17 protein-coding genes and 1 pseudogene are annotated in these 19,752 nt (G+C 40.5%); 10 read left to right on the top strand and 8 right to left on the bottom strand.

Annotation, left to right across the window (positions count from 1 at the left end; genetic code table 11):
• Positions 1–119: 119 nt before the first annotated feature.
• The 8 genes from L3V43_RS11000 to L3V43_RS23810 all read left to right on the top strand — a co-directional run bounded on the left by L3V43_RS11000 (position 120) and on the right by L3V43_RS23810 (position 7,058).
• A complete protein-coding gene (locus L3V43_RS11000; protein ID WP_237116524.1) occupies positions 120–1,319 on the top strand; it encodes an acetate kinase in 1,200 nt (399 codons plus the stop codon).
• A 2-nt stretch (positions 1,320–1,321) separates the two neighbouring features.
• Complete coding sequence (pta, locus tag L3V43_RS10995) at positions 1,322–3,469, top strand: phosphate acetyltransferase (RefSeq protein WP_174169075.1); 2,148 nt, start codon at positions 1,322–1,324, stop codon at positions 3,467–3,469.
• A 157-nt stretch (positions 3,470–3,626) separates the two neighbouring features.
• The gene (locus tag L3V43_RS10990) at positions 3,627–4,007 is read left to right on the top strand and encodes an ACT domain-containing protein (RefSeq protein ID WP_010605048.1); all 381 of its coding nucleotides are present in this window, start codon (positions 3,627–3,629) and stop codon (positions 4,005–4,007) included.
• Positions 4,004–4,516, top strand: a complete 513-nt coding sequence (locus L3V43_RS10985; RefSeq protein WP_174168711.1) for a PTS glucose transporter subunit IIA — start codon at positions 4,004–4,006, stop codon at positions 4,514–4,516. The genes L3V43_RS10990 and L3V43_RS10985 overlap by 4 nt, the downstream gene beginning before the upstream one ends.
• Positions 4,513–4,860 carry an ArsC family reductase gene (locus tag L3V43_RS10980; RefSeq protein ID WP_237116525.1) on the top strand — a complete coding sequence of 116 codons (348 nt, stop codon included), beginning with the start codon at positions 4,513–4,515 and terminating at the stop codon, positions 4,858–4,860. The genes L3V43_RS10985 and L3V43_RS10980 overlap by 4 nt, the downstream gene beginning before the upstream one ends.
• Positions 4,860–5,987 carry a succinyl-diaminopimelate desuccinylase gene (dapE, locus tag L3V43_RS10975; RefSeq protein WP_237116526.1) on the top strand — a complete coding sequence of 376 codons (1,128 nt, stop codon included), beginning with the start codon at positions 4,860–4,862 and terminating at the stop codon, positions 5,985–5,987. Before L3V43_RS10980 ends, dapE begins: the two co-directional genes overlap by 1 nt.
• A complete protein-coding gene (locus tag L3V43_RS10970; RefSeq protein WP_102056990.1) occupies positions 5,980–6,672 on the top strand; it encodes a M15 family metallopeptidase in 693 nt (230 codons plus the stop codon). The genes dapE and L3V43_RS10970 overlap by 8 nt, the downstream gene beginning before the upstream one ends.
• Positions 6,673–6,815: 143 nt before the next feature.
• Complete coding sequence (locus tag L3V43_RS23810; protein ID WP_102056991.1) at positions 6,816–7,058, top strand: hypothetical protein; 243 nt, start codon at positions 6,816–6,818, stop codon at positions 7,056–7,058.
• On the opposite strand, the pseudogene L3V43_RS10965 reads toward L3V43_RS23810, so the two are convergent.
• The 8 genes and pseudogenes from L3V43_RS10965 to L3V43_RS10930 all read right to left on the bottom strand — a co-directional run.
• Positions 6,980–7,483, bottom strand: a pseudogene (locus L3V43_RS10965) (NAD(P)-dependent oxidoreductase); the annotation flags it as partial. The gene L3V43_RS23810 and the pseudogene L3V43_RS10965 sit on opposite strands and share 79 nt — an antisense overlap.
• Before the next feature lie 80 nt (positions 7,484–7,563).
• Positions 7,564–8,436: an NAD(P)-dependent oxidoreductase gene (locus L3V43_RS10960; protein ID WP_237116527.1), complete on the bottom strand. Its 873-nt coding sequence runs from the start codon at positions 8,434–8,436 to the stop codon at positions 7,564–7,566.
• A 90-nt stretch (positions 8,437–8,526) separates the two neighbouring features.
• Complete coding sequence (locus tag L3V43_RS10955) at positions 8,527–9,831, bottom strand: hypothetical protein (protein ID WP_237116528.1); 1,305 nt, start codon at positions 9,829–9,831, stop codon at positions 8,527–8,529.
• A complete protein-coding gene (locus L3V43_RS10950) occupies positions 9,824–11,680 on the bottom strand; it encodes an AAA family ATPase (protein ID WP_237116529.1) in 1,857 nt (618 codons plus the stop codon). Before L3V43_RS10950 ends, L3V43_RS10955 begins: the two co-directional genes overlap by 8 nt.
• On the bottom strand, positions 11,680–14,580 hold the full coding sequence (locus L3V43_RS10945; protein ID WP_237116530.1) for a type I restriction endonuclease subunit R: 2,901 nt from the start codon (positions 14,578–14,580) through the stop codon (positions 11,680–11,682). Before L3V43_RS10945 ends, L3V43_RS10950 begins: the two co-directional genes overlap by 1 nt.
• 24 nt (positions 14,581–14,604) lie before the next feature.
• Positions 14,605–15,816 carry a restriction endonuclease subunit S gene (locus L3V43_RS10940; protein WP_237116531.1) on the bottom strand — a complete coding sequence of 404 codons (1,212 nt, stop codon included), beginning with the start codon at positions 15,814–15,816 and terminating at the stop codon, positions 14,605–14,607.
• Positions 15,813–17,372 carry a type I restriction-modification system subunit M gene (locus L3V43_RS10935; RefSeq protein WP_237116532.1) on the bottom strand — a complete coding sequence of 520 codons (1,560 nt, stop codon included), beginning with the start codon at positions 17,370–17,372 and terminating at the stop codon, positions 15,813–15,815. Before L3V43_RS10935 ends, L3V43_RS10940 begins: the two co-directional genes overlap by 4 nt.
• Positions 17,373–17,386: 14 nt before the next feature.
• On the bottom strand, positions 17,387–18,259 hold the full coding sequence (locus L3V43_RS10930; RefSeq protein WP_237116533.1) for a WYL domain-containing protein: 873 nt from the start codon (positions 18,257–18,259) through the stop codon (positions 17,387–17,389).
• A gap of 196 nt (positions 18,260–18,455) precedes the next feature.
• Here L3V43_RS10930 and L3V43_RS10925 point away from each other — a divergent pair, with 196 nt between their 5' ends.
• Positions 18,456–18,773 carry a hypothetical protein gene (locus L3V43_RS10925; RefSeq protein WP_237116534.1) on the top strand — a complete coding sequence of 106 codons (318 nt, stop codon included), beginning with the start codon at positions 18,456–18,458 and terminating at the stop codon, positions 18,771–18,773.
• Between the two features lie 14 nt (positions 18,774–18,787).
• The gene (locus L3V43_RS10920) at positions 18,788–19,426 is read left to right on the top strand and encodes a hypothetical protein (protein ID WP_237116535.1); all 639 of its coding nucleotides are present in this window, start codon (positions 18,788–18,790) and stop codon (positions 19,424–19,426) included.
• Positions 19,427–19,752: the final 326 nt, after the last annotated feature.

The following is a 19,752-nucleotide window of genomic DNA, read 5'->3' as shown; positions in this document are numbered from 1 at the left end:
ATGAGGTAAAATCGACGTCTTTACTGTCAACTATACCTTAGTCTAAATGCGTAGCTTATATGCGCTATAGCTTTAAGCTTAATACGCAATAACTGTTATTGTCAAAACGGAAAGTCATTATGTCATCTCAGCATGTTTTGGTTCTTAATTGTGGAAGCTCCAGTCTTAAGTTTGCAATCATCGATAACGCAACGGGAGAGGAGATATTATCAGGTCTGGCTGAACGCCTAGCTGAACAATCACCACAAATTAAATATAAGTTCCAAGGCAACAAGGAAATCGTGCCCCTCAATAGTGGTGATGCGCACCAAGTTGCGATCACAACGCTTGTAAAACTCATCAAAGATCTCGCGTTAGACGCAAATCTTGTCGCTGTCGGCCACCGCGTTGTACACGGCGGTGAGCGCTTTACACAATCTGTCATTATCGATGACTCCGTTCTCACAGCTATCCAAGAAACGGCTAGTCTGGCGCCTTTACATAATCCAGCTAACCTACTTGGGATCCGCGCAGCTCAAGCCGCATTTGCACATTTACCGCAAATTGCTGTCTTTGATACGGCTTTCCATCAAAGTATGGATCAAACAGCGTACCTTTATGCCCTACCCTATTCACTATATCGTGAGCATGGTGTTAGACGTTACGGTTTCCACGGCACCAGCCATGCTTATGTATCGGCGCAGGCCATCGAGATTTTAGGCTTAAAAGATAAGCCATCTCGTATTATTACCGCACACTTAGGCAATGGTTGTTCCGTTACCGCAATTAAAGACGGTAAATCGGTGGACACCAGCATGGGCTTAACTCCATTAGAGGGTCTAGTGATGGGCACCCGAAGTGGTGATATTGATCCGGGCTTATTCTCGTTTTTAGTTAATCACCTCAACTATTCAACACAGCAAATTGACACCTTGTTGAATAAACAAAGTGGCCTTTTAGGGATTAGTGAGCTTTCTAACGATTGCCGTACTATCGAAGAAGCAGCGCAGGAAAACCACCCTCAAGCAACACTGGCGCTGGATATTTTCTGTTATCGTTTAGCCAAACAAATTGCTAGCTTCTTGGTACCACTAAACGGTTTAGATGCACTTGTATTTACCGGTGGAATTGGCGAAAACTCTGATGTTATCCGTGAAAAAGTAGTAAACCAGCTTAACTTCCTTGGAATGCATATCAATAAAGAGTGTAACCTCAACGCACGCTTTGGTAATCAAGGTGTGATCACTGATGAGTCTCACTCTCCTGTCGCTATGGTCATCCCAACCAATGAAGAGTGGGTGATTGCCAACGATGCAGCCACGCTTGCTAAAGGAGTGTAATGATGGGTCGTCGTATTATGCTTATTCCCATTTCTACGGGCGTTGGTTTGACGTCGGTGTCTGTAGGAATCGTCCGAGCACTGGAACAAAAAGCGGTAAAAGTAAACTTCTTTAAGCCAATTGCACAACCTCGCAAAGATGAAGTCGGCCCTGAAAAGTCAACACTCATCGTTCAGCAAGGTTCTACTATTGCTCCACCCACGCCGTTTGGGCTGAGCTACGCTGAGCAAATGATAGGTGATGGTAAAGGCGATGATTTGTTGGAAGAAATTGTGGAGCGCTTTGAAGGCACAGTACAAGACGATGAAGTTGCCATCATTGAAGGAATGGTTCCTACCCGTCGTCAACCTTACGCTGGCCGTGTAAACCGCGAGATTGCGCAAACACTAGGTGCAGATATCGTGTTTGTCTTAACGCCGGGTAATGACTCTATCGACGAGCTTGAAGACCGTTTAGAGATTGCTGCAGGCAATTATGGCGGTGTAAACCACCCTCGCGTATTGGGGTGTATTTTCAATAAAGTGAATGCACCGCTGGATGAAGATGGCAGAGCGCGCGCCGATCTGGTTGATCAATACAAACCAGAAGAGCTTGAAAACGAAATGAATCGTTTGGCATCGCTGCCTATTTTCAGAAAACACCCATTTCAACTTTTAGGTGCCATACCATGGGACTTTGACTTAGTAGCGCCGCGAGTTATCGACTTAAGCAATTATTTAAAAGCCGAAATCATCAATGCGGGTGATATGGAGCACCGTCGTCTGCGCCGTGTTACTTTTTGTGCAAGAACGGTATCGAACATTCTTAACCACTTTACGCCAGGTGCCCTGTTAGTTACTCCTGGCGATCGTTCAGATATCTTAGTCGCTGCGTGTTTATCGGCCATGAATGGCACCAAGATTGGCGCTATCTTGTTAACTGGTGGATTCAAACCAGAAGAGAAGATCATGACCTTATGTGAGCAAGCGATGGATACAGGTCTACCTATCCTTGCTACTGAGGCTGATACTTGGCGCACTTCTTTGCTATTACACAATTTCAATATGGAAGTACCCAGCGATGACGAGCAGCGCATCGAGCGCGTAAAGCAGCACAACGCCCGTCACATCGATAGCGAGTGGCTGGAAAGTTTGGCCAAAGGGGTCGCAAAAACCCGCAAACTCTCCCCTCCTGCGTTTCGTTACCTGCTGACTGATTTAGCTAGGCGTGCGAGCAAAACCATTGTGCTGCCTGAAGGTAATGAGCCGAGAACAATTAAAGCGGCTGCTATCTGTGGTGCGCGAAATATCGCTAAAACCGTACTGCTTGGAGATAGAGAAGAGATTGAACGTATCGCACAGCAACAAGGTGTTGAGCTTAATGAAAACGTGACTATCTTATCTCCTGAAGAAGAGCTGCAAAAGTACATTGCGCCTATGGTTGAGCTACGTAAAAACAAAGGCCTAACCGAGGTCGTTGCGGCAGAGCAACTGCAAGATAACGTCGTGCTCGGCACCATGATGTTAGCCGAAGGCCAAGTTGATGGCTTAGTATCTGGTGCGGTAAATACCACCGCCAATACTATTCGCCCACCCCTGCAGTTAATCAAAACGGCACCAGGCGCGTCGTTGGTAAGCTCAGTATTTTTCATGTTGCTACCGGACCAAGTGCTAGTATACGGTGACTGTGCAATTAACCCAGATCCAACGGCAGAACAGTTAGCAGATATCGCAATTCAATCTGCAGATTCCGCTGCAGCATTCGGCATTGAACCTCGCGTTGCCATGATCAGCTACAGCACAGGAACATCTGGACAAGGTGCAGATGTAGAAAAAGTGCGTGAAGCCACCGAGATCGCACAAAAGAAACGCCCTGATCTCGATATTGACGGGCCGCTGCAATATGATGCCGCCATTATGGAAAATGTCGCACGTAAAAAAGCGCCAAACAGCAAAGTCGCTGGTAAAGCAACGGTATTTGTCTTCCCAGATTTAAATACAGGTAACACCACATACAAGGCGGTGCAGCGAAGTGCTGAACTTGTTAGCATCGGACCTATGTTACAAGGTATGCGTAAGCCTGTTAACGACCTAAGCCGCGGGGCTTTGGTTGATGACATAGTATACACCATTGCCTTGACTGCTATTCAGGCAACACAAATCGAAGAATAATCTTTATACCAAGGGCTCAATGCATGAGCCCTTTTCTTTTTCATCTCACTAATCCTTTCTTTTGCCTAGAATTCAGGCGAACGCTCTGGTCTTTAAATTGACTTCGCTATACTATGAATTATACCAATTGGTATTTTTCCAAAAACAAGGGTTGGTAATGTCAAAGCAAACGCTGCAATTGCTCAAACAAGAATTTACGATACATAGCTTGGATTGCGATGACGCTGTTCCACAAGCAGTGTTAAACAGTGAAATCTTTTTTATTGCCAAAACTGAGGATGAACTCTCTATAGTTTGCGCGTCAGATATCGCAGTCAGTAGCCTCGCGGCTGAAAGTCATTGGAGAGCATTGGAAGTCGTGGGCCCGCTGGGGTTTTCGCTTACGGGAATTATGGCCAATATTTCTGGTGTGCTAGCAAAGTCCAACGTCTCTATTTTTACGTTATCAACGTACGATACCGATTACATTCTGGTAAAAGAAAGCCAAATCCAGCAAGCGATGCAAGCACTTAAAAAAGATGGATATTTATTACTTTGATTGAACTCTCACCACCAATCCAATATCGGCCAATATCCCAAATCGCAAACCCTATTGCCCATATTCCAAGTCCCTTTTCTGGCAAAGTCTTACCGCTAAGTACATATCCAAACGCGGCGATTGCGTCAGGTATGTTAGGGATTGGTGTTTGTGTACAAATGCGCGTGCCTTTGCTGCTATCTCCTTGTAACGGAAAACTAATCCAGATCAGAAAAAATAACTGCGAATACATTTTACACGCCAATAACGGCTTAAAAATGTTACTGAGCTTAGAAATCGGCAATGAGTTTGCCAAACCCGAATATCTCAAAGCAAACAGCTTTGGCAAAACCACGGTAAAGCTTGGAGAGCCGCTATGCTTTTTTGATATTCCACTCAGTGAAGCAAAAACCATGGCCGCCATTGTGCTACTCAATGCACAAAAGCTTGGTGCGTGTTATTATCCTTTAAAACAAGTATCTGCGGCCAAAGAGCCGATAATCACAATTGCAAGGGCGTGTGCTTTATGACAATCACAATGTATGGGATCAGCAACTGCGATACCATTAAAAAAGCCAAAAAATATCTTCAAGACAACAATATCGAATTCACCTTTCACGACTACCGCAAAGATGGATTAGACGAAGCTCTACTCACCGCTTTTATTGACCAACTTGGCTGGGAAAACGTGTTAAACAAACGCGGGACCACATACCGAGCTCTTAGTGAAGAACAAAAACAAAATCTCGATGCGCAGTCAGCGAAACAACACCTTTTGGCGACACCAGCCATGATAAAACGTCCTATTTTGCAGTACCAAGGTCAATATCACTTGGGTTTTAAAACTGCACAGTATGATGAGATTTTTGCCTAATGAGCGAAGTAGTTAAGCTCGCTCAAGCTCTGATCCAAAGGGCTTCTGTTACACCTGATGATGCTGGTTGCCAACAATTAATAAATGAACGCTTGGCAAAGTTTGGCTTTACCATCGAAGAACACTTCTTTGTTGATACGCTCAACACGTGGGCACGAAAAGGCGACAGCGGACCACATTTTTGCTTTGCTGGACACACAGATGTAGTACCGGTTGGTGACGAGAGTCAATGGCAGCACCCGCCATTTGCTGCAGAGATTGAAAATGACATGTTACATGGCCGCGGAGCCGCTGACATGAAAGGCTCACTTGCAGCTATGGTCGTGGCAACGGAAAGGTTTATCGAAAAACACCCCAACCACAAAGGGTCATTGTCTTTTTTGATAACCTCTGATGAGGAAGGTCCTTTCGTGAACGGCACAACTCGAGTTGTAGATTTATTAGAAGCCCGAAACGAAAAAATTGATATGTGCTTGGTTGGTGAACCTTCGTCACGTCATGAGCTTGGCGACGTAGTAAAAAATGGTCGTCGCGGTTCACTCACCGGACACCTAAAAGTGATTGGAAAACAAGGTCACGTAGCCTACCCTCATCTCGCTAAAAACCCCATTCACTTGTCTGCGGCGGCGATTGCTGAACTCAGTCAAACCGAGTGGGATCAAGGGAATGCATTTTTCCCCGCAACAAGCTTCCAAGTTTCCAATATCAATGGCGGAACTGGAGCTGGCAATGTGATACCGGGCTCTTTGCAAGTACAGTTTAACTTTCGCTTTAGCACTGAAGTTACAGCCGATGAGCTCAAACAACGTGTTATTGCAATTTTAGACAAGCATCAACTTGATTATGAGCTTAATTGGATACTGAATGGGCTACCGTTTTTAACAGAGCCAGGCCCATTGCTCGATGTGACGATTGCAGCCATCAAAGAAGTGACGGGAATGCAAACCACACCGGAAACTTCAGGTGGCACATCTGATGGCCGATTTATTGCCCAAACGGGATGTAAAGTAATTGAGTTTGGTCCAATTAATGCCACAATCCATCAAGTCGATGAATGCGTGAGTTGCAAAGACTTAGATCAATTGGCCTTAGTCTATGAAAAGATCTTGGAGAAGTTACTTGCCTAGCCGCTATATGCTTACAAGCGCTGAATGCAGCGCTTGTGGCGTTAATGAATCACATCTGGTTTTTTACCATGGCCGCCATGTGCATAGCGCAATCGTTTCCGATCTCAACGCCCTCTCACAAGCTGCAAAAAAGGCAGGTTTTGAATTCTACATGGCGTCCGCATATCGAGGGTTTGAAAGGCAAAAAGCGATTTGGAATAGCAAGTTTGCGATGCGCCGTCCTGTTTTTGATATCTCTAACCAAGAGGTAGAACTGAGCAACCTCTCAGACATCGACAAAGTAAAAGCAATTATGTTGTTCTCCGCCCTACCTAGTGCTAGCCGCCACCATTTGGGTACTGATCTGGATGTGTTCGCCAAAAACCTTGTACCGACAGGACAATCACTACAACTAGAACCATGGGAATACCAGCAAGATGGACATCAGCACGAATTTTCACTGTGGCTTGATGCGCATTTAGCAACTTTTGGTTTCTACCGGCCTTATGATTGCTATCGAGGGGGAGTTGCTGCGGAGCCTTGGCATATTAGCCACCAGCTAACGGCATCAAAACTTGCCACGTTGCAGTCCGTTGATGCGATTGATGCCGTGCTGAAACGCAGCGATATCAAAGGTAAAGGCGCAATATTGGCGAATCTCAGCGCACTACATCAGCAATTTATCACCAATGTAGCGCAGCCATAACGACTGATCCGAGCTTAAGTTACTTAGACTAGGGCCTGTTGATCTTTCAAGTTTGTTTTTGCAGCAGTTTGATTGGTATTTATACAAGGCAGAGCCAGCGTAGCATAGTCATTCTATGTAAGTCTGGCTATAACACAGTAGAAATGCTAATCAAGCGCTGCCCTTTGGGTTCATCTGAGTGCGCTTTGTTCATTGTTGCTCAACTTTTGCCTAGATTACTAGGCGGCAAGTCGAGCGTCGCGACCAAAACACACTCAGAAGAACAAAAATCAAACAGCAAAGGTCAACAGGCCCTAGAAACGAAAGGTTATTTGTTTTTGTCGTGGATAGCGTCAAGCCTAGCCAGTAGACTTGAGGTATCAAAACGGTTGCCGCCAAGCGCTTGAACATCCGCATAATATTGATCCACTAAAGCTGTAAGCGCCAAATTTGCGCCGTTACTTCTTGACTCGTCTAGTGCAATGCCTAAATCTTTTCTCATCCAATCGACTGCAAAACCAAAGTCATATTCGCCTGCCAACATGGTTTTATAACGATTCTCCATTTGCCAAGAGCCAGCAGCACCCTTAGCAATCGTTTCAATTACCTTTTCACCATCAAGACCCGCCTTTTTAGCAAAGTGTAAGCCTTCTGCGAGCCCCTGTACCACACCTGCGATACAAATCTGATTGACCATTTTACAAAGCTGCCCAGCCCCCACTTCTCCAATTAATTGGCTAAAGCGAGCAAACGCGGCCATGATTGGTTGTGCTTTTTCAAACGTACTTTCGCCTCCTCCAACCATCACCGTTAACACGCCATTTTCTGCACCTTTTGCGGACTGCATCATCTATCTCAAAAAGTTGTCAACCATATCTGCTTAAATCTTAACTGTTGAATAAAGATTAAAAGTTAAACCAATCTTTTTAATAGGCTAGAAGTATCCCAACGATTGCCACCCATTTTTTGTATATCCGCATAAAATTGATCAACAAGTGATGTTAATGGAAGTGTAGAACCATTTTTCTTAGCTTCATTAAGAGCTATAGCTAAATCTTTACGCATCCAATCAACAGCAAAACCATGCTCATACTCATCTTTAAGCATGGTTTTGTGTCTATTCTCCATTTGCCAAGAACCCGCAGCACCTTTAGAAATAACTTCAATTACAGCCTCGCAATCCATTCCTGCATTAACCCCAAATTGCAATGCTTCTGCAAGGCCTTGGACTACACCCGCTATACATATCTGATTCATCATTTTTGCCAATTGGCCTGCCCCAGCTTCACCTAATAGTTTTGAATACCGACTGTAAGCTTTCATCACATTTTGAATTTTGTCGAAGTCTGTGTCTTTTCCACCACACATGATGGTTAAAGAACCATTGATTGCTCCTGCTTCACCGCCAGACACTGGAGCATCGATAAATCCGACTTTATTTTCCTCGCATTTATGACTCAATTCCCTTGCTATATCAGCCGAAGCTGTAGTGTGGTCAACAAGAACACTACCTGACTTCATTGAATTCAAAACCCCATTCTCTAGTAGTGTGACCTCACGTATATCATTGTCATTACCCACACAAAGGAAGACTATGTCCGCTCCATTAGCAGCCTCTTGTGGAGTGATAGCAATTTGTCCTTGGTATTCTTCGGCCCACTTTTTAGCTTTTGCGCTAGTTCTGTTATAAACAGTAACGCATAAATCTTTTTGTTTAGAAAGGTGGCCTGCCATTGGGTACCCCATGACTCCAAGGCCAATAAATGCGACATTTAATTTATTCATATTTATATCTTTTAAATTTGTAAAATTGATTTGATAGTAACACCTACAGAGAAATAACTCCCCCTTGGTTTAGTGCTATTTTTATTAACTTCAATCATCTAAACTAAATATAATTGAAGATAACAAGTCATTCTTCAGTTTACCTAGTGGCTCATCCCCTGGAGATTCCGAAATAAGGTTCTCGACAAAAACTCTTCTTAAAGATTTTTCGTCTTCCTTCAATAGATTAGCTATAGAATTGATTGCACTTACAGGGTACCGTTTAACTAGATTCAATGTACGCTCAATATCCTTGTAGTGGTCTCTATAATAGCCTACCAACTTTCTCTCACTATTATCGAAAGCTAAGTTGTATATTTCCATAGAATTCATAACCTTTGTTCTAGCTCTACAGTCTTCTGTTATCTGTATTTTTCCATTCAAAGAAAAATCATTATTGACTAAAAACGACAATAAATCTCCTTCATGCTCTGTTGTAAACAATTGAATATCAAGAACATTATCCGTTAAAATATTTGGATGCAAATGGGTATATGCGGCTGTGTTATCCAAGATTTTGACAACATGTTTGTCTAGCTTTGCATGGTTACATGAGTGGCAAACAGGAATTAAGTTGTAAATAGAAAGGGCAAAAAAAGGGAAAACAGATTTCGACAAAAAATGATCAAGCTCAGGTCTTCCTCCATACACATCCCCCTCAAAAACAGAGTGGGTATAACTCCTGTTGCAATATGGACAAACTGTATTTTCAAGCAGTTCAATTAACGGGTATGGGCCCCAATCACCACGTTGTCTTGAAAACTTTCTGTAGTCAAAATTATTGCTACAAAAGGCTTCAAACACATCGAAATCATCATTATCTACAAACTTTCTTAGTGGCAGTTTTATAAGACTGTCCGGCGGGAAATATTTTTTAAACTTGCTTATTAGTAGCCTTCTTGGGCCATCTTCAACCGCATCACTTACCTGTTCTAGAATATTTAATTCACGCAGTGAATTTTCTAGATTTGCATTGTTTGCAGCGTTAGCTCTTCCTCTGCAAAGTTCTCTAATTCTCAAAAACTCTGGTGTTTGTGGCCATTCAAAAACACAAAATAGAATATTAGTATTGTTATTCTTATATCGCTCCCAAAATAGAAACCTGTAACCACATAAGGTATGAAAAAGCTCTTGGTTTCTCATAACACTTTGATTGAAAACTTGAATTAAAGATGTGAGACTGTCTAACATTTGTTCAGGTGAACATGTATACAACTCATCTTTTACTGAATATAACCAATTAAAAAATTCATTTTGCGCATCAGGATTCTGCTCCGGCAATGGTGAATTTGTTTTACACCACTCTTGATGCATTTTTTCTATCTTGGGGTAATCACGGTAGTTTAGATTAAACATTAGGATTAGCACCTAAAGAGTATCGTCTAGCCAATTCCCTAATTTCTCCCTTTAACTCAGAGTTTTGTTTACTTGTAGAAAGCAACGATATCAGTTCTTCACCAATTGGAGATAAAGCGAGCTCAAATTTATTTAATTTTCTACTAAGCTCTCTCTGTAATACATTATCTCCAACATATTTAATGACATCCCTAGCTAATTCTATTTTCATGGCTATTCCATTATCATCGGATAATTCTTCTAGAGGGGTGTTAATAAGATCTATTATCTTAGTAACTTCTTTTTTAGCAGCATTTCCAATTGTTTGATTCAAGAAGAAACCATCAGAAAGCAAATCATGAATATTTGCAGCAAAGCAGTTATCCAACCCTTTTTTATCGCCTAAAAATAGTACTTTCCCTGGCAGCATATCTGATAGAATAAACGGGCTATGAGAGGATATTATTGTCTGAGGAGCTACATTGAGCTTGCTGTATAGCTCGTCCATTATTGAAATCAAAATTCTTTGCCACTCAGGATGAAATGAGTTTTCTGGCTCATCTAAAATAATAAGTGCGGATGAGCCATATTTTTCAATTTTAGAGTGTAATTCACTCAAATAGTGAATAGCACTTATTTCCCCAGAGCTAAGGCCATCTATTTTAAGAGGTATTCCCGCTCCTTGGAATGCACGGGGCTGATTTGGAAAATCGAACCAATCCTTTGAGCAGATGAGATCCAATACTTTATTTTCTTCAACTTCGGTCAACTTAACCGATAAATGGCTTCCATTTAACTCATTATATTCCACAGAAAATAATTTTATATCTTCACGAAATTCATTTACATGATTCCCAATTTCTTCCCGAAAAGTCTCCAGCCCCTGCTTTTGTATATATCTATTTAATTCTTTTTGAAAAGGTTTAATAAATTCTACTTCTTCGACAAAAAGGCTAAAAGACACCATCAGAGCATCTAAATACGGAACATCTGAATAACGCTTATTATTTTGCACAGCGCTAAATGTGATAAAGAATGCATAGACCAAAATAAAAGAGCTTACTGGATGGACATCATTTTTGAGCATTCCAAGGAACGCATTATATAGCTTAACCTGCGCAGTTCTCTTACTAAATATACTGAATTGATTTTGTAAGAGTACATCTTCTTCAATTGCAGCTTTAAAATCACTAAAAAGCAGAACTAACCTAGAATATTTATTGTTTGAAATATGCTTAAAATCTTGAAATTCAATAAGTTTCTTTGAGTTTTCAGCAAATTGTTTAGCTAACTTACTGTCTGCAATTCCGATTGAAAGTTTCTTAAATGGATTCGAAGCAATTTTTTCCGTGTTAAAGACAACATTAGACGTTGTTCCAGCGGATAAGTCATTGAGAGGGTGATATAGAATTGTCTTACCAAATTCATTATATTCTTCCAGCTTTGTACAGAACGCAACTCCGATGGTCTTTGAAAATTCTGTATTGTAGTGAGATATATTAGGTGTGATGAGATAAAAGCTTATATTACCACTCACATTTTGTTCAACAACTGCATAACTATTGCTAGTCTTGCCAACTAAACCTTCGGGGAACATACCTGTAGTATAAATATAGCTAATTAATTCTATTAAATTAGACTTTCCAGAACCATTCTCGCCAACCAATGCAGTAAATACATCCAAGTGCCCAAGTGAATTATGTCTTTTATCTTTTAAATGAGAAAATTTTGACTTAACTATTTCCAGTTTTTTCCCAATTTTATCCTCATGAATTTCATAGTCTAGCGTGAACCGTACGTCACGGTCTTTTATGTTTTTATATTTATCAATCTTTAAATAAATTAACCTATAAGTACTAACGTTATTCATTACATCCCACCATAAAACGTGTTCACAAAGCCCTTAAACTTCTCAGCAAGCCTTGGTATAACTTTCTTGCGTTGTAATACACTTGGGGGCTTTTCCATCGTCGCTACTATGTCTTCACGCAGTGGTTCTTGGTTGTTGAAGATCATGCGTTCGACCAGCTCTTTTACGTTTTCTGGAATAAGCTTTTCTTCCTCAGCCATTTGTTGAGTGGCTTTTTCTTTTTCTACTTCCCAGTAAACTGCAAACGCGTCATCCACTTCTTCGGCTGACTTCACTTCTGGTAAGTTTTCTTGGATGAATTTATCAATTAATTCTTGTTTGCTGCGAAGGTTAGGATCACCACCAATAACCTGCATAAGTGCTTTATACTGATACTGGTATTCTTCTTCAGTGTCTGTCTCTTTGAGCTTGCTAAGCAGTTTTAAGATGTAGGCAACGTTTACTTCATCCATTGCCAGTAGCTCTAGTTCAAAGTCGACTTCTTCGAGAATAGATTCTTTTTCAGGTGCCGTATTTGTCTTAACTTTGTCATAAAGGTCAAGATACTTGCTCTTATAGTCTTCGAACTCTTGTTCACTGATGTCTACGTCATCAAACTCAAAGTCGGCGAACGTTGAAAGCACATTACGCAAGCGCATTAATTCTCTAAAGGCTTTAACGTATTCCAGCTCCATATGCTCATCTAGCAATGAATCAACACTATCTACCTCTGGCGCAATCTTTTTAAGCTGCTCTAAAGCCTGGTTAAACAGCTTCAGGAATTCTTCATACGGCGGCATTATCACCGTATCTCTGGCGTCTTTGTTTGAGAACAGTGCTAAGGCTTCGTCTGTGCGCTTTTTAAGGTTACGGAAACAAACAATATTACCCTGAGACTTTTGCTCATTCAGAATGCGGTTAGTGCGTGAGTACGCCTGAATCAACCCGTGATATTTAAGGTTTTTATCAACATACAAAGTATTAAGTGTTTTGCTATCAAAGCCGGTAAGAAACATATTCACGACTAGCAGAATGTCGATTTTTCGTTCCCGAACCTTTTTGGAGATATCGTTGTAGTAGTTATAAAACGATTCGCTGTCTTTCGTGGTATAGTTACAGCTGAACAGTTCATTGTAATCACCAATGAACTGTTCTAGCTTATCTCGGCTATGGCTATACGCGACCTGAGGCTCGGCAACCTTATTCAATACGGCCTCATCTAAGCCATCAGCGTCTGGATCTTCTTCATTAGCAGCATAAGAGAATATCGTCGCAATTCTAAGGTTGTGTTTACCTTCAGCCTTTTTCTTGGCAAACAGCTCATAATACCTAATTAAGGCAGGTACGCTCGACACACAGAACATGCCGGTAAATTCTTTACTATGTGTTTTGCGTTTATGTTGAGCGATAATGTAATCAGCGATCTTTTCTAACCTAACATCAGATTCCATCAGCTCTTTGGTATCAATGCCTTCAACCTCAATATCCACCTCATTAGCGCTGTCTTTCTTCTTATAGCGGCCAACGTACTCAATATTGAATTTGAGCACGTTCTCGTCCTTAATCGCATCAACAATGGTGTATTTATGAAGTGGCTTATGGAATAAGTCTGTCGTGGTGTATTTACGAGATGACTTTGATACCGCATTCTTTTCAAGAATAGGTGTACCGGTAAAACCAAACATTTGATGATTAGAGAAGAACTGGGTGATCTTCTTATGGGTATCGCCAAACTGACTGCGATGGCATTCATCAAAAATAAACACCATATTTTTGTCTTGCACCGGCTCCATCCGTTTGGAATAGCGCTTATGGCTAATGGCGTTATTGAGCTTTTGTATGGTAGTAACAATCAGTTTGGTATTACGTTTTTCGTTAACTTTGTCCGCTGGAATTGGCGCGTCAGTAAACTGATCCACTAACAACTTTGTGTTATCAGTGCTATCAACACAACCTTTAGCAAAGCCATTAAATTCTTTACTGGTTTGATAGTCGAGGTCTTTACGATCAACCACAAATACCACTTTATGGATGTTGCTATCGCCGGTAAGAAGTTGTGCTGTCTTAAACGAAGTTAGTGTCTTACCAGAGCCTGTGGTATGCCAAATATAACCGTTGAGCTCATCGGTTGCTTGATTTTGAGCTTTTAACTGTTCACGTTCTGCAACTCGTTCAATAATGGCTTCAGTCGCGTAGATTTGATACGGACGCATCACCATTAGAATGCGGTCAGTTTCGTTCAGCACCACATACTTAGTGATCATATCCGTAAGATGGTGTGGCGTTAAAAACTCGTCAGCAAACTTAGTTAATTCAGTATAACGCTCATTTTTAACATCGGCCCAATAGAAGGTTTGTTTAAAGCTTTGTTTGCGATTATTGGCGTAATATTTAGTGTTTACGCCATTAGAAATAACAAACACCTGAACATACTGAAATAAGCCATCTTCCGCCCAATAAGAGTGGCGTTGGTAACGGTTAATCTGGTTAAATGCCTCTTTAAGCTCTAGTCCTCTTCGCTTAAGTTCAATTTGAATTAGCGGTAAGCCATTAACTAGTATGGTAACGTCATAACGGTTTTTATAATGGCCTTCTACCGTTACTTGCTGAGTTACTTGGAAGTGATTCTTACTAAAGTCATCATCAAGAAATCGAACATAACCAACCGTGCCATCGTCCTTGTCGATTTGTAGCCTATCACGTAGCGTTTTCGCTTTATCAAACACGTTGCCTTTTGATAAGGCATTGCGAATTTGCTTGAGCTCGTTATCACTAATTTCAAACCCATTAAGTTTTGAAAGCTGCTTTTTGAGGTTAGTTCTAAGTGAATTAACATCCGTAATTGTTGCTTTTTCAAAGCCACATTTATTTAGCTGTGCTACTAAGTTATTTTCTAATTCTTGTTCTGACTGATAGGCCACAATAACTCCTTTTACCTCTATCCCTTAAACAAACATCTGTTGTAAAAAGCTCTTTTTTAAAGTTCTCATCATGCTTAGTTTTTTCTCCTCTGAAGCTAATTGACGATCTAGAACTTGAAAAAGATTTACTATTTTGTTTTGCTCTTCTAGAGCTGGAACATGAATTACAAACTGAAGAAATGTATCTGCATGTACTCGCTTAGCTTTCCTTCCTCCATCAGCCAGAGAACCAAATTTTTTATAAAATTCCTGACGCTTTACGTACTCTAAAAGAAAAAGCGGATTTAGTTCCTTTTTAATATCAAAGCATGGCAAATCAACAGTAGACTCAAAGTTATCTAACTTATCCGGAATCACACCAAAAGCACAATTTAGGAAATCCAGCTTACTATAGATAAATTGTCCTGCTCTTCTTCTATAATATTGTGTGTTTTCACTACCTTCATGAGTCTTTGTTTTTTCTACTACGCCTTTTCCCCATAACTTTACTGTCAGCTTTTTAGCTTTATCTCCTTTTGTTCCTGTACACCTACTTTCCTTTAAAAACATTTCTAGCTTATTTGGCGACCAACATGGGTACTCATTACCTTTTATATCTTTAAAACGAACTTCTTTTTTAAATACCTTTTGCACTATTGACTTCCTTCTCTGATGAAGGAGTTCACATCTTTTCTCAAGTAAGCCAATATATTTATCAAACGACTGAAAAAAATCTCTTATTTTTAATTGTTCGTCAATTGATGGAGTAAATATTTGGTCAATCAAGACTCTTTCCGCACTGATTTTCATATCATTTTTGGCGCCTTTGTGAACTAATGGCCTCAAATAACGATTTAGATTATCTGTTAACTCGAAGTAACGACTGACAAACCCCCCATCAACTTTTTCTCTTACTTTATAGACAGCATATAATGTAGAAACGATCCCATCTTTAAATGTATTTTCCTTAATTATTCCATACGGTGCAGTTTTAAGAGGGCTTTTGGTGTATACGATGTCACCTACTTCTGCAACTCCATAATTAGTTAGGTCTTTACCTGCAAAGGAACGGCCTAAGTATTCTATTTGATTTACAAGCCCATACTCTTGCGTTACAGATAAGACATCATTTCGCGCAAACTTACTATTCTTGTTTTTCTTTTTGGAGGGAGAAAGTAATTCACTAAGTTGAACTGGCTTCCAATCTTCTTCAAACTCTTTGAATCTAACTTTTGGTTTTGAGGCGCTTAAACTCATAAGTTGTCCCCACTAAGACCTAATTTAGTAAAAAGTTCCTTAATTTCTTTTTCCGTTTCATTAAGTTCTTTACTATTTTTCTGTATCTCATTCATAAGTTTGGAAAAATCGATTTCTTCTTCTGGTATGAAAGTGTCTACATACCTAGGGATATTGAGGTTATATCCGTTTTGTTCGATTTCCTTTAACGAAGCCAAATGAGCAAATTGTTTAACATCCAACCTATTTTCTAGAGTTGATATTATTTTATCTACGTGCTTTTCATCCATGTAGTTTTGACCGGTACCTTTTGTGAATTCTTGGCTTGCATCAATAAAGAATACACCGTCATCTAAGCATCGATCTTTTTTAAATACCAACACCAAAGTGGGTAATTCAGCACCATAGAAGATGTTCGCAGGCAAGCCAATTACAGCATCTAGCCAATTCTTATCTTTGACTAAAAACCTCCTTATGTGCTCTTCTGTAGAAGGCCTAAACAACACACCATGAGGGAGTACTACCGCCATAGTACCGTCGTCTTCCAATTGATAAAGCATGTGTTGTACAAAAGCAAAGTCTGCTTTTGAGGCAGGCGCTAACTTGCCATAGTCTTGAAAGCGCTCATCAGTTAAAAAGCCAGCCGATGCACTCCACTTTGCTGAAAACGGAGGGTTTGCCACAACGGCTTCAAAGCGCTTTTCTAAATGATGTGGCTGCTCTAATGTGTCGTCTTGCTGAATATCAAATTGGCGATAATGAACCCCGTGTAAAATCATATTCATTCGAGCAAGGTTATAGGTGCTAGGGTTTGACTCTTGACCGTAATAGTTACCAACTTCTTTTACTTCTTTTGCTACCCGAAGTAATAATGATCCTGAACCACAAGTTGGGTCGTAAACGCTGCGCAGCTTGTCTTTGCCCATAGTAACGAGCTTTGCCAGCAATTTTGAAACCATTGGCGGAGTATAGAATTCACCGGCTTTTTTGCCGGCACCTGAAGCGAATTGCCCGATTAGGTATTCGTATGCATCGCCTAATACATCGATTTCTGTTTCGTGGTGTAGGAAGTCGATATCATCAAGATGAACAAGGATTTTTGAAATCAGCTCGTTCTTGGCTTTTTCCGTTTTACCTAGCTTGTTTGACGTTAAATCTAAATCATCGAACAGACCATTGAAGTCATCTTCTGATGCCGTGCCCATAGTGCTTTGTTCGATATGGTTAAGCACTTCAGATAACGCTTCAAGGATAAACTCACCGTTTTCACCTTTTTGAGCAAGCACATGGAATAGCTCGCTTGGCTTTAAAAAGTAACCTAAGTGATCAATGGCTTCTTCTTGAATAGCCTCTAGATATTCTTTGCCTTCATCGGTGCTTTCGTCAATGGCATCAAACTTAATACCATCCTCTTTTAATAGCTCGTCTGCATATATATCCATACGCTCAGACAAATACTTGTAGAAGATAAACCCTAAAATGTAATCACGAAATTCATCAGCACTCATGTTGCCACGTAAGGCGTTGGCAATATTCCATAACTGTTTTTCGAGTGCTTTTTTGTGTTGTTCAACCATCTTGGTTACTGTTCCTAGTTAAGTTGTTGGCCTGGTGTTATTGAGAAATCGATTAAATCGACCAGACTATTTTTATTCTTCAAATACAATTGGTACTCGTCGCCCGTTAATGCTGCGTCATCAGTGCAATCTACATTCCACTGACGGAGTACGTAATTTGCTAAAGCTACTCGAACTTCTAGTTCAAGTATGCCCTTTGTCATGCCGTAATCCATTTCAATGGCCTTGCTATGGCTAAGCCTTGGATGAGGTGCTAGCTGCAATTCACATAGCGTATTCCAAGCACTATCTGCTTCGGCCAATTCTTCGCTTTTGGGCTCTGCTACTAAAAGCTCGACATGCTTGAACCGTGTGCAAACAAAATCTCGAAACTCTTTGCTCTTACGGTCAAATGCTCGCACATGCCAGCGATGACCATTGTTAACAATGGCGTGTGGCACTAACACCCGCTTGGTTGCACCACTGCTAAGCGACTCATATTCACAATGAATCGCTGAGTTAGAGTAAATCGCTCGCATGATGCCCGAAATGATTTCAGCGTTTGGATGAATCAGCCGAATCGCATAAAAGCATGCCGATGACTTCTCTTGTGGCAACGAGAAGCCATCTCCAAAGCCTTTTGCCAATGTTCTAAGTACAGACTCAGGTTCGTGCTCAAAAATGGCTCTGAATGCGCCTGAGCGCACATAACGCTTATTCTCATGCATGAGCACAGCATTATCTGGTGCCAATTCTCTATACAGAGAAAGATCGCGAGTACATGAAGCTAAGCCAGTTCCAAATTTTTGGATCAAGTCAGCCCTTGCTATTTGACCAAAGAATTCAAGGCTAAAGTCAATAAAAGCAAGGCGTTCACGTTGTGCATGGTTCAGGTTTTCGAGCTGCATACTTTAATAAAACCAAGTTTTAATCAAAGTACTTTAGCTTAATCAGAGCAATGGAACAATCAAATTGATGTAATCATTTTGATTATTTCAGGGTTAATGGTGTAGTATAAAGTGAATCAGAGCATTCTAATTTACGTTTAGCTGCACATATCTCGATGTATTTAAATACAGTCACATTAAGCAAAAAGGTGAGCATATGAACAAAGATGTTAATGATGATGAATTTGTATCTATGATGAGACTATGGGTCATTAAGAATGGTACTTACCCGCTCGAATTAATCACATTTCTGCGGGCAAAGAATCAGGAGAAAATTATTGCAATTCCTCAATACGTCGCTCCAGATGAATACCTTTACCTGGGGGCAAAATCGTATGCAACATATCAGTCAGCATTAACTAAAGTAGGAGCGCTTATGGATAAAATGAATTACTCAGAAGCACTACATATATTTAAGGAAAACCACCCCCTAAGTGTGTCCGAAGCCGCTCAGAAAAATGATTTTTATAAATAGAGTACCTGCTTTAAATGTTTGAAGTTATAGTTAATTTTGAAGTAAAAGATAATTTATTAACTATGGATGAGATAGATGATGCCCTCTTTGAAGCTGGATTCGATGATGCGATTGTTAGTCATCCAAGAGACGGAAGAGTTGCAATAGAATTAAGTCGAGATGCAACTAGCTATTCTGATTTAGTCGAATCAATTGTTGCCGAGGTAATGAATGCTATCCCGCTTGCAAAAGTCATCGGGGCTTCGTGTGAAAGTTGGCAAACAAGCCAAAAGGAACAACCAAACCCTTTCAATAACAACGGTTTGGATAACCCAAGAGTTGATGTTACGACCTCTAGAATTCGCAGCCAACAAAAGCTTAAATATATTGCTGATATTGAAGACGATGATATTGTGAATGTTCCAGATAACAAAGAGGTGCTACATCCTGCTAGATATTTCGAGGCTCTGTACTTACATAAATTCCGAGCTCAAGGACTGGGCAATACTGACCTCAGTAAAATGTTAGACCTCCCGATCGAACAATACGATGATTTTCTAAAAGAGAAAATAGGCGTAACAGTTTCTTTAGCTGAACGACTTGAAGTGGTAAGCGGAATGCCGCGTGAATTCTGGTTACGCGCACAACGAAAATTTGATAATTCGCGTAAATAAAATTGTTGATGATCAAAATGAAGGCTTATTTCAAAGTTTGACCTTATCTTCAAGGCTTCATTTCAGTACTGCGATCAGAATGAAGGCTTATTTGAATATTTGAGCTTATCATCAAGGCTTCATTTTAGTATTGAGATCAGAATGAAGCCTTATTTGAATATTTGAGCTTATCATCAAGGCTTCATTTCAGTACTGAGATCAGAACGAAGGCTTATTTCAATATTTGAGCTTATCATCAAGGCTTTATTTCAGTACTGCGATCAGAATGAGGGCTTATTTCAATATTAGAGCTTATAATCAAGGCTTCATTTTAGTATTGAGATCAG

The sequence above is a fragment of the Pseudoalteromonas sp. L23 genome (genome assembly GCF_021728455.1).
In the GTDB taxonomy this organism is placed as follows: Bacteria; Pseudomonadota; Gammaproteobacteria; order Enterobacterales; family Alteromonadaceae; genus Pseudoalteromonas.
The sequence above is the reverse complement of the archived record's forward strand: the minus strand, read 5'-3'. Positions and strand labels throughout refer to the sequence as shown.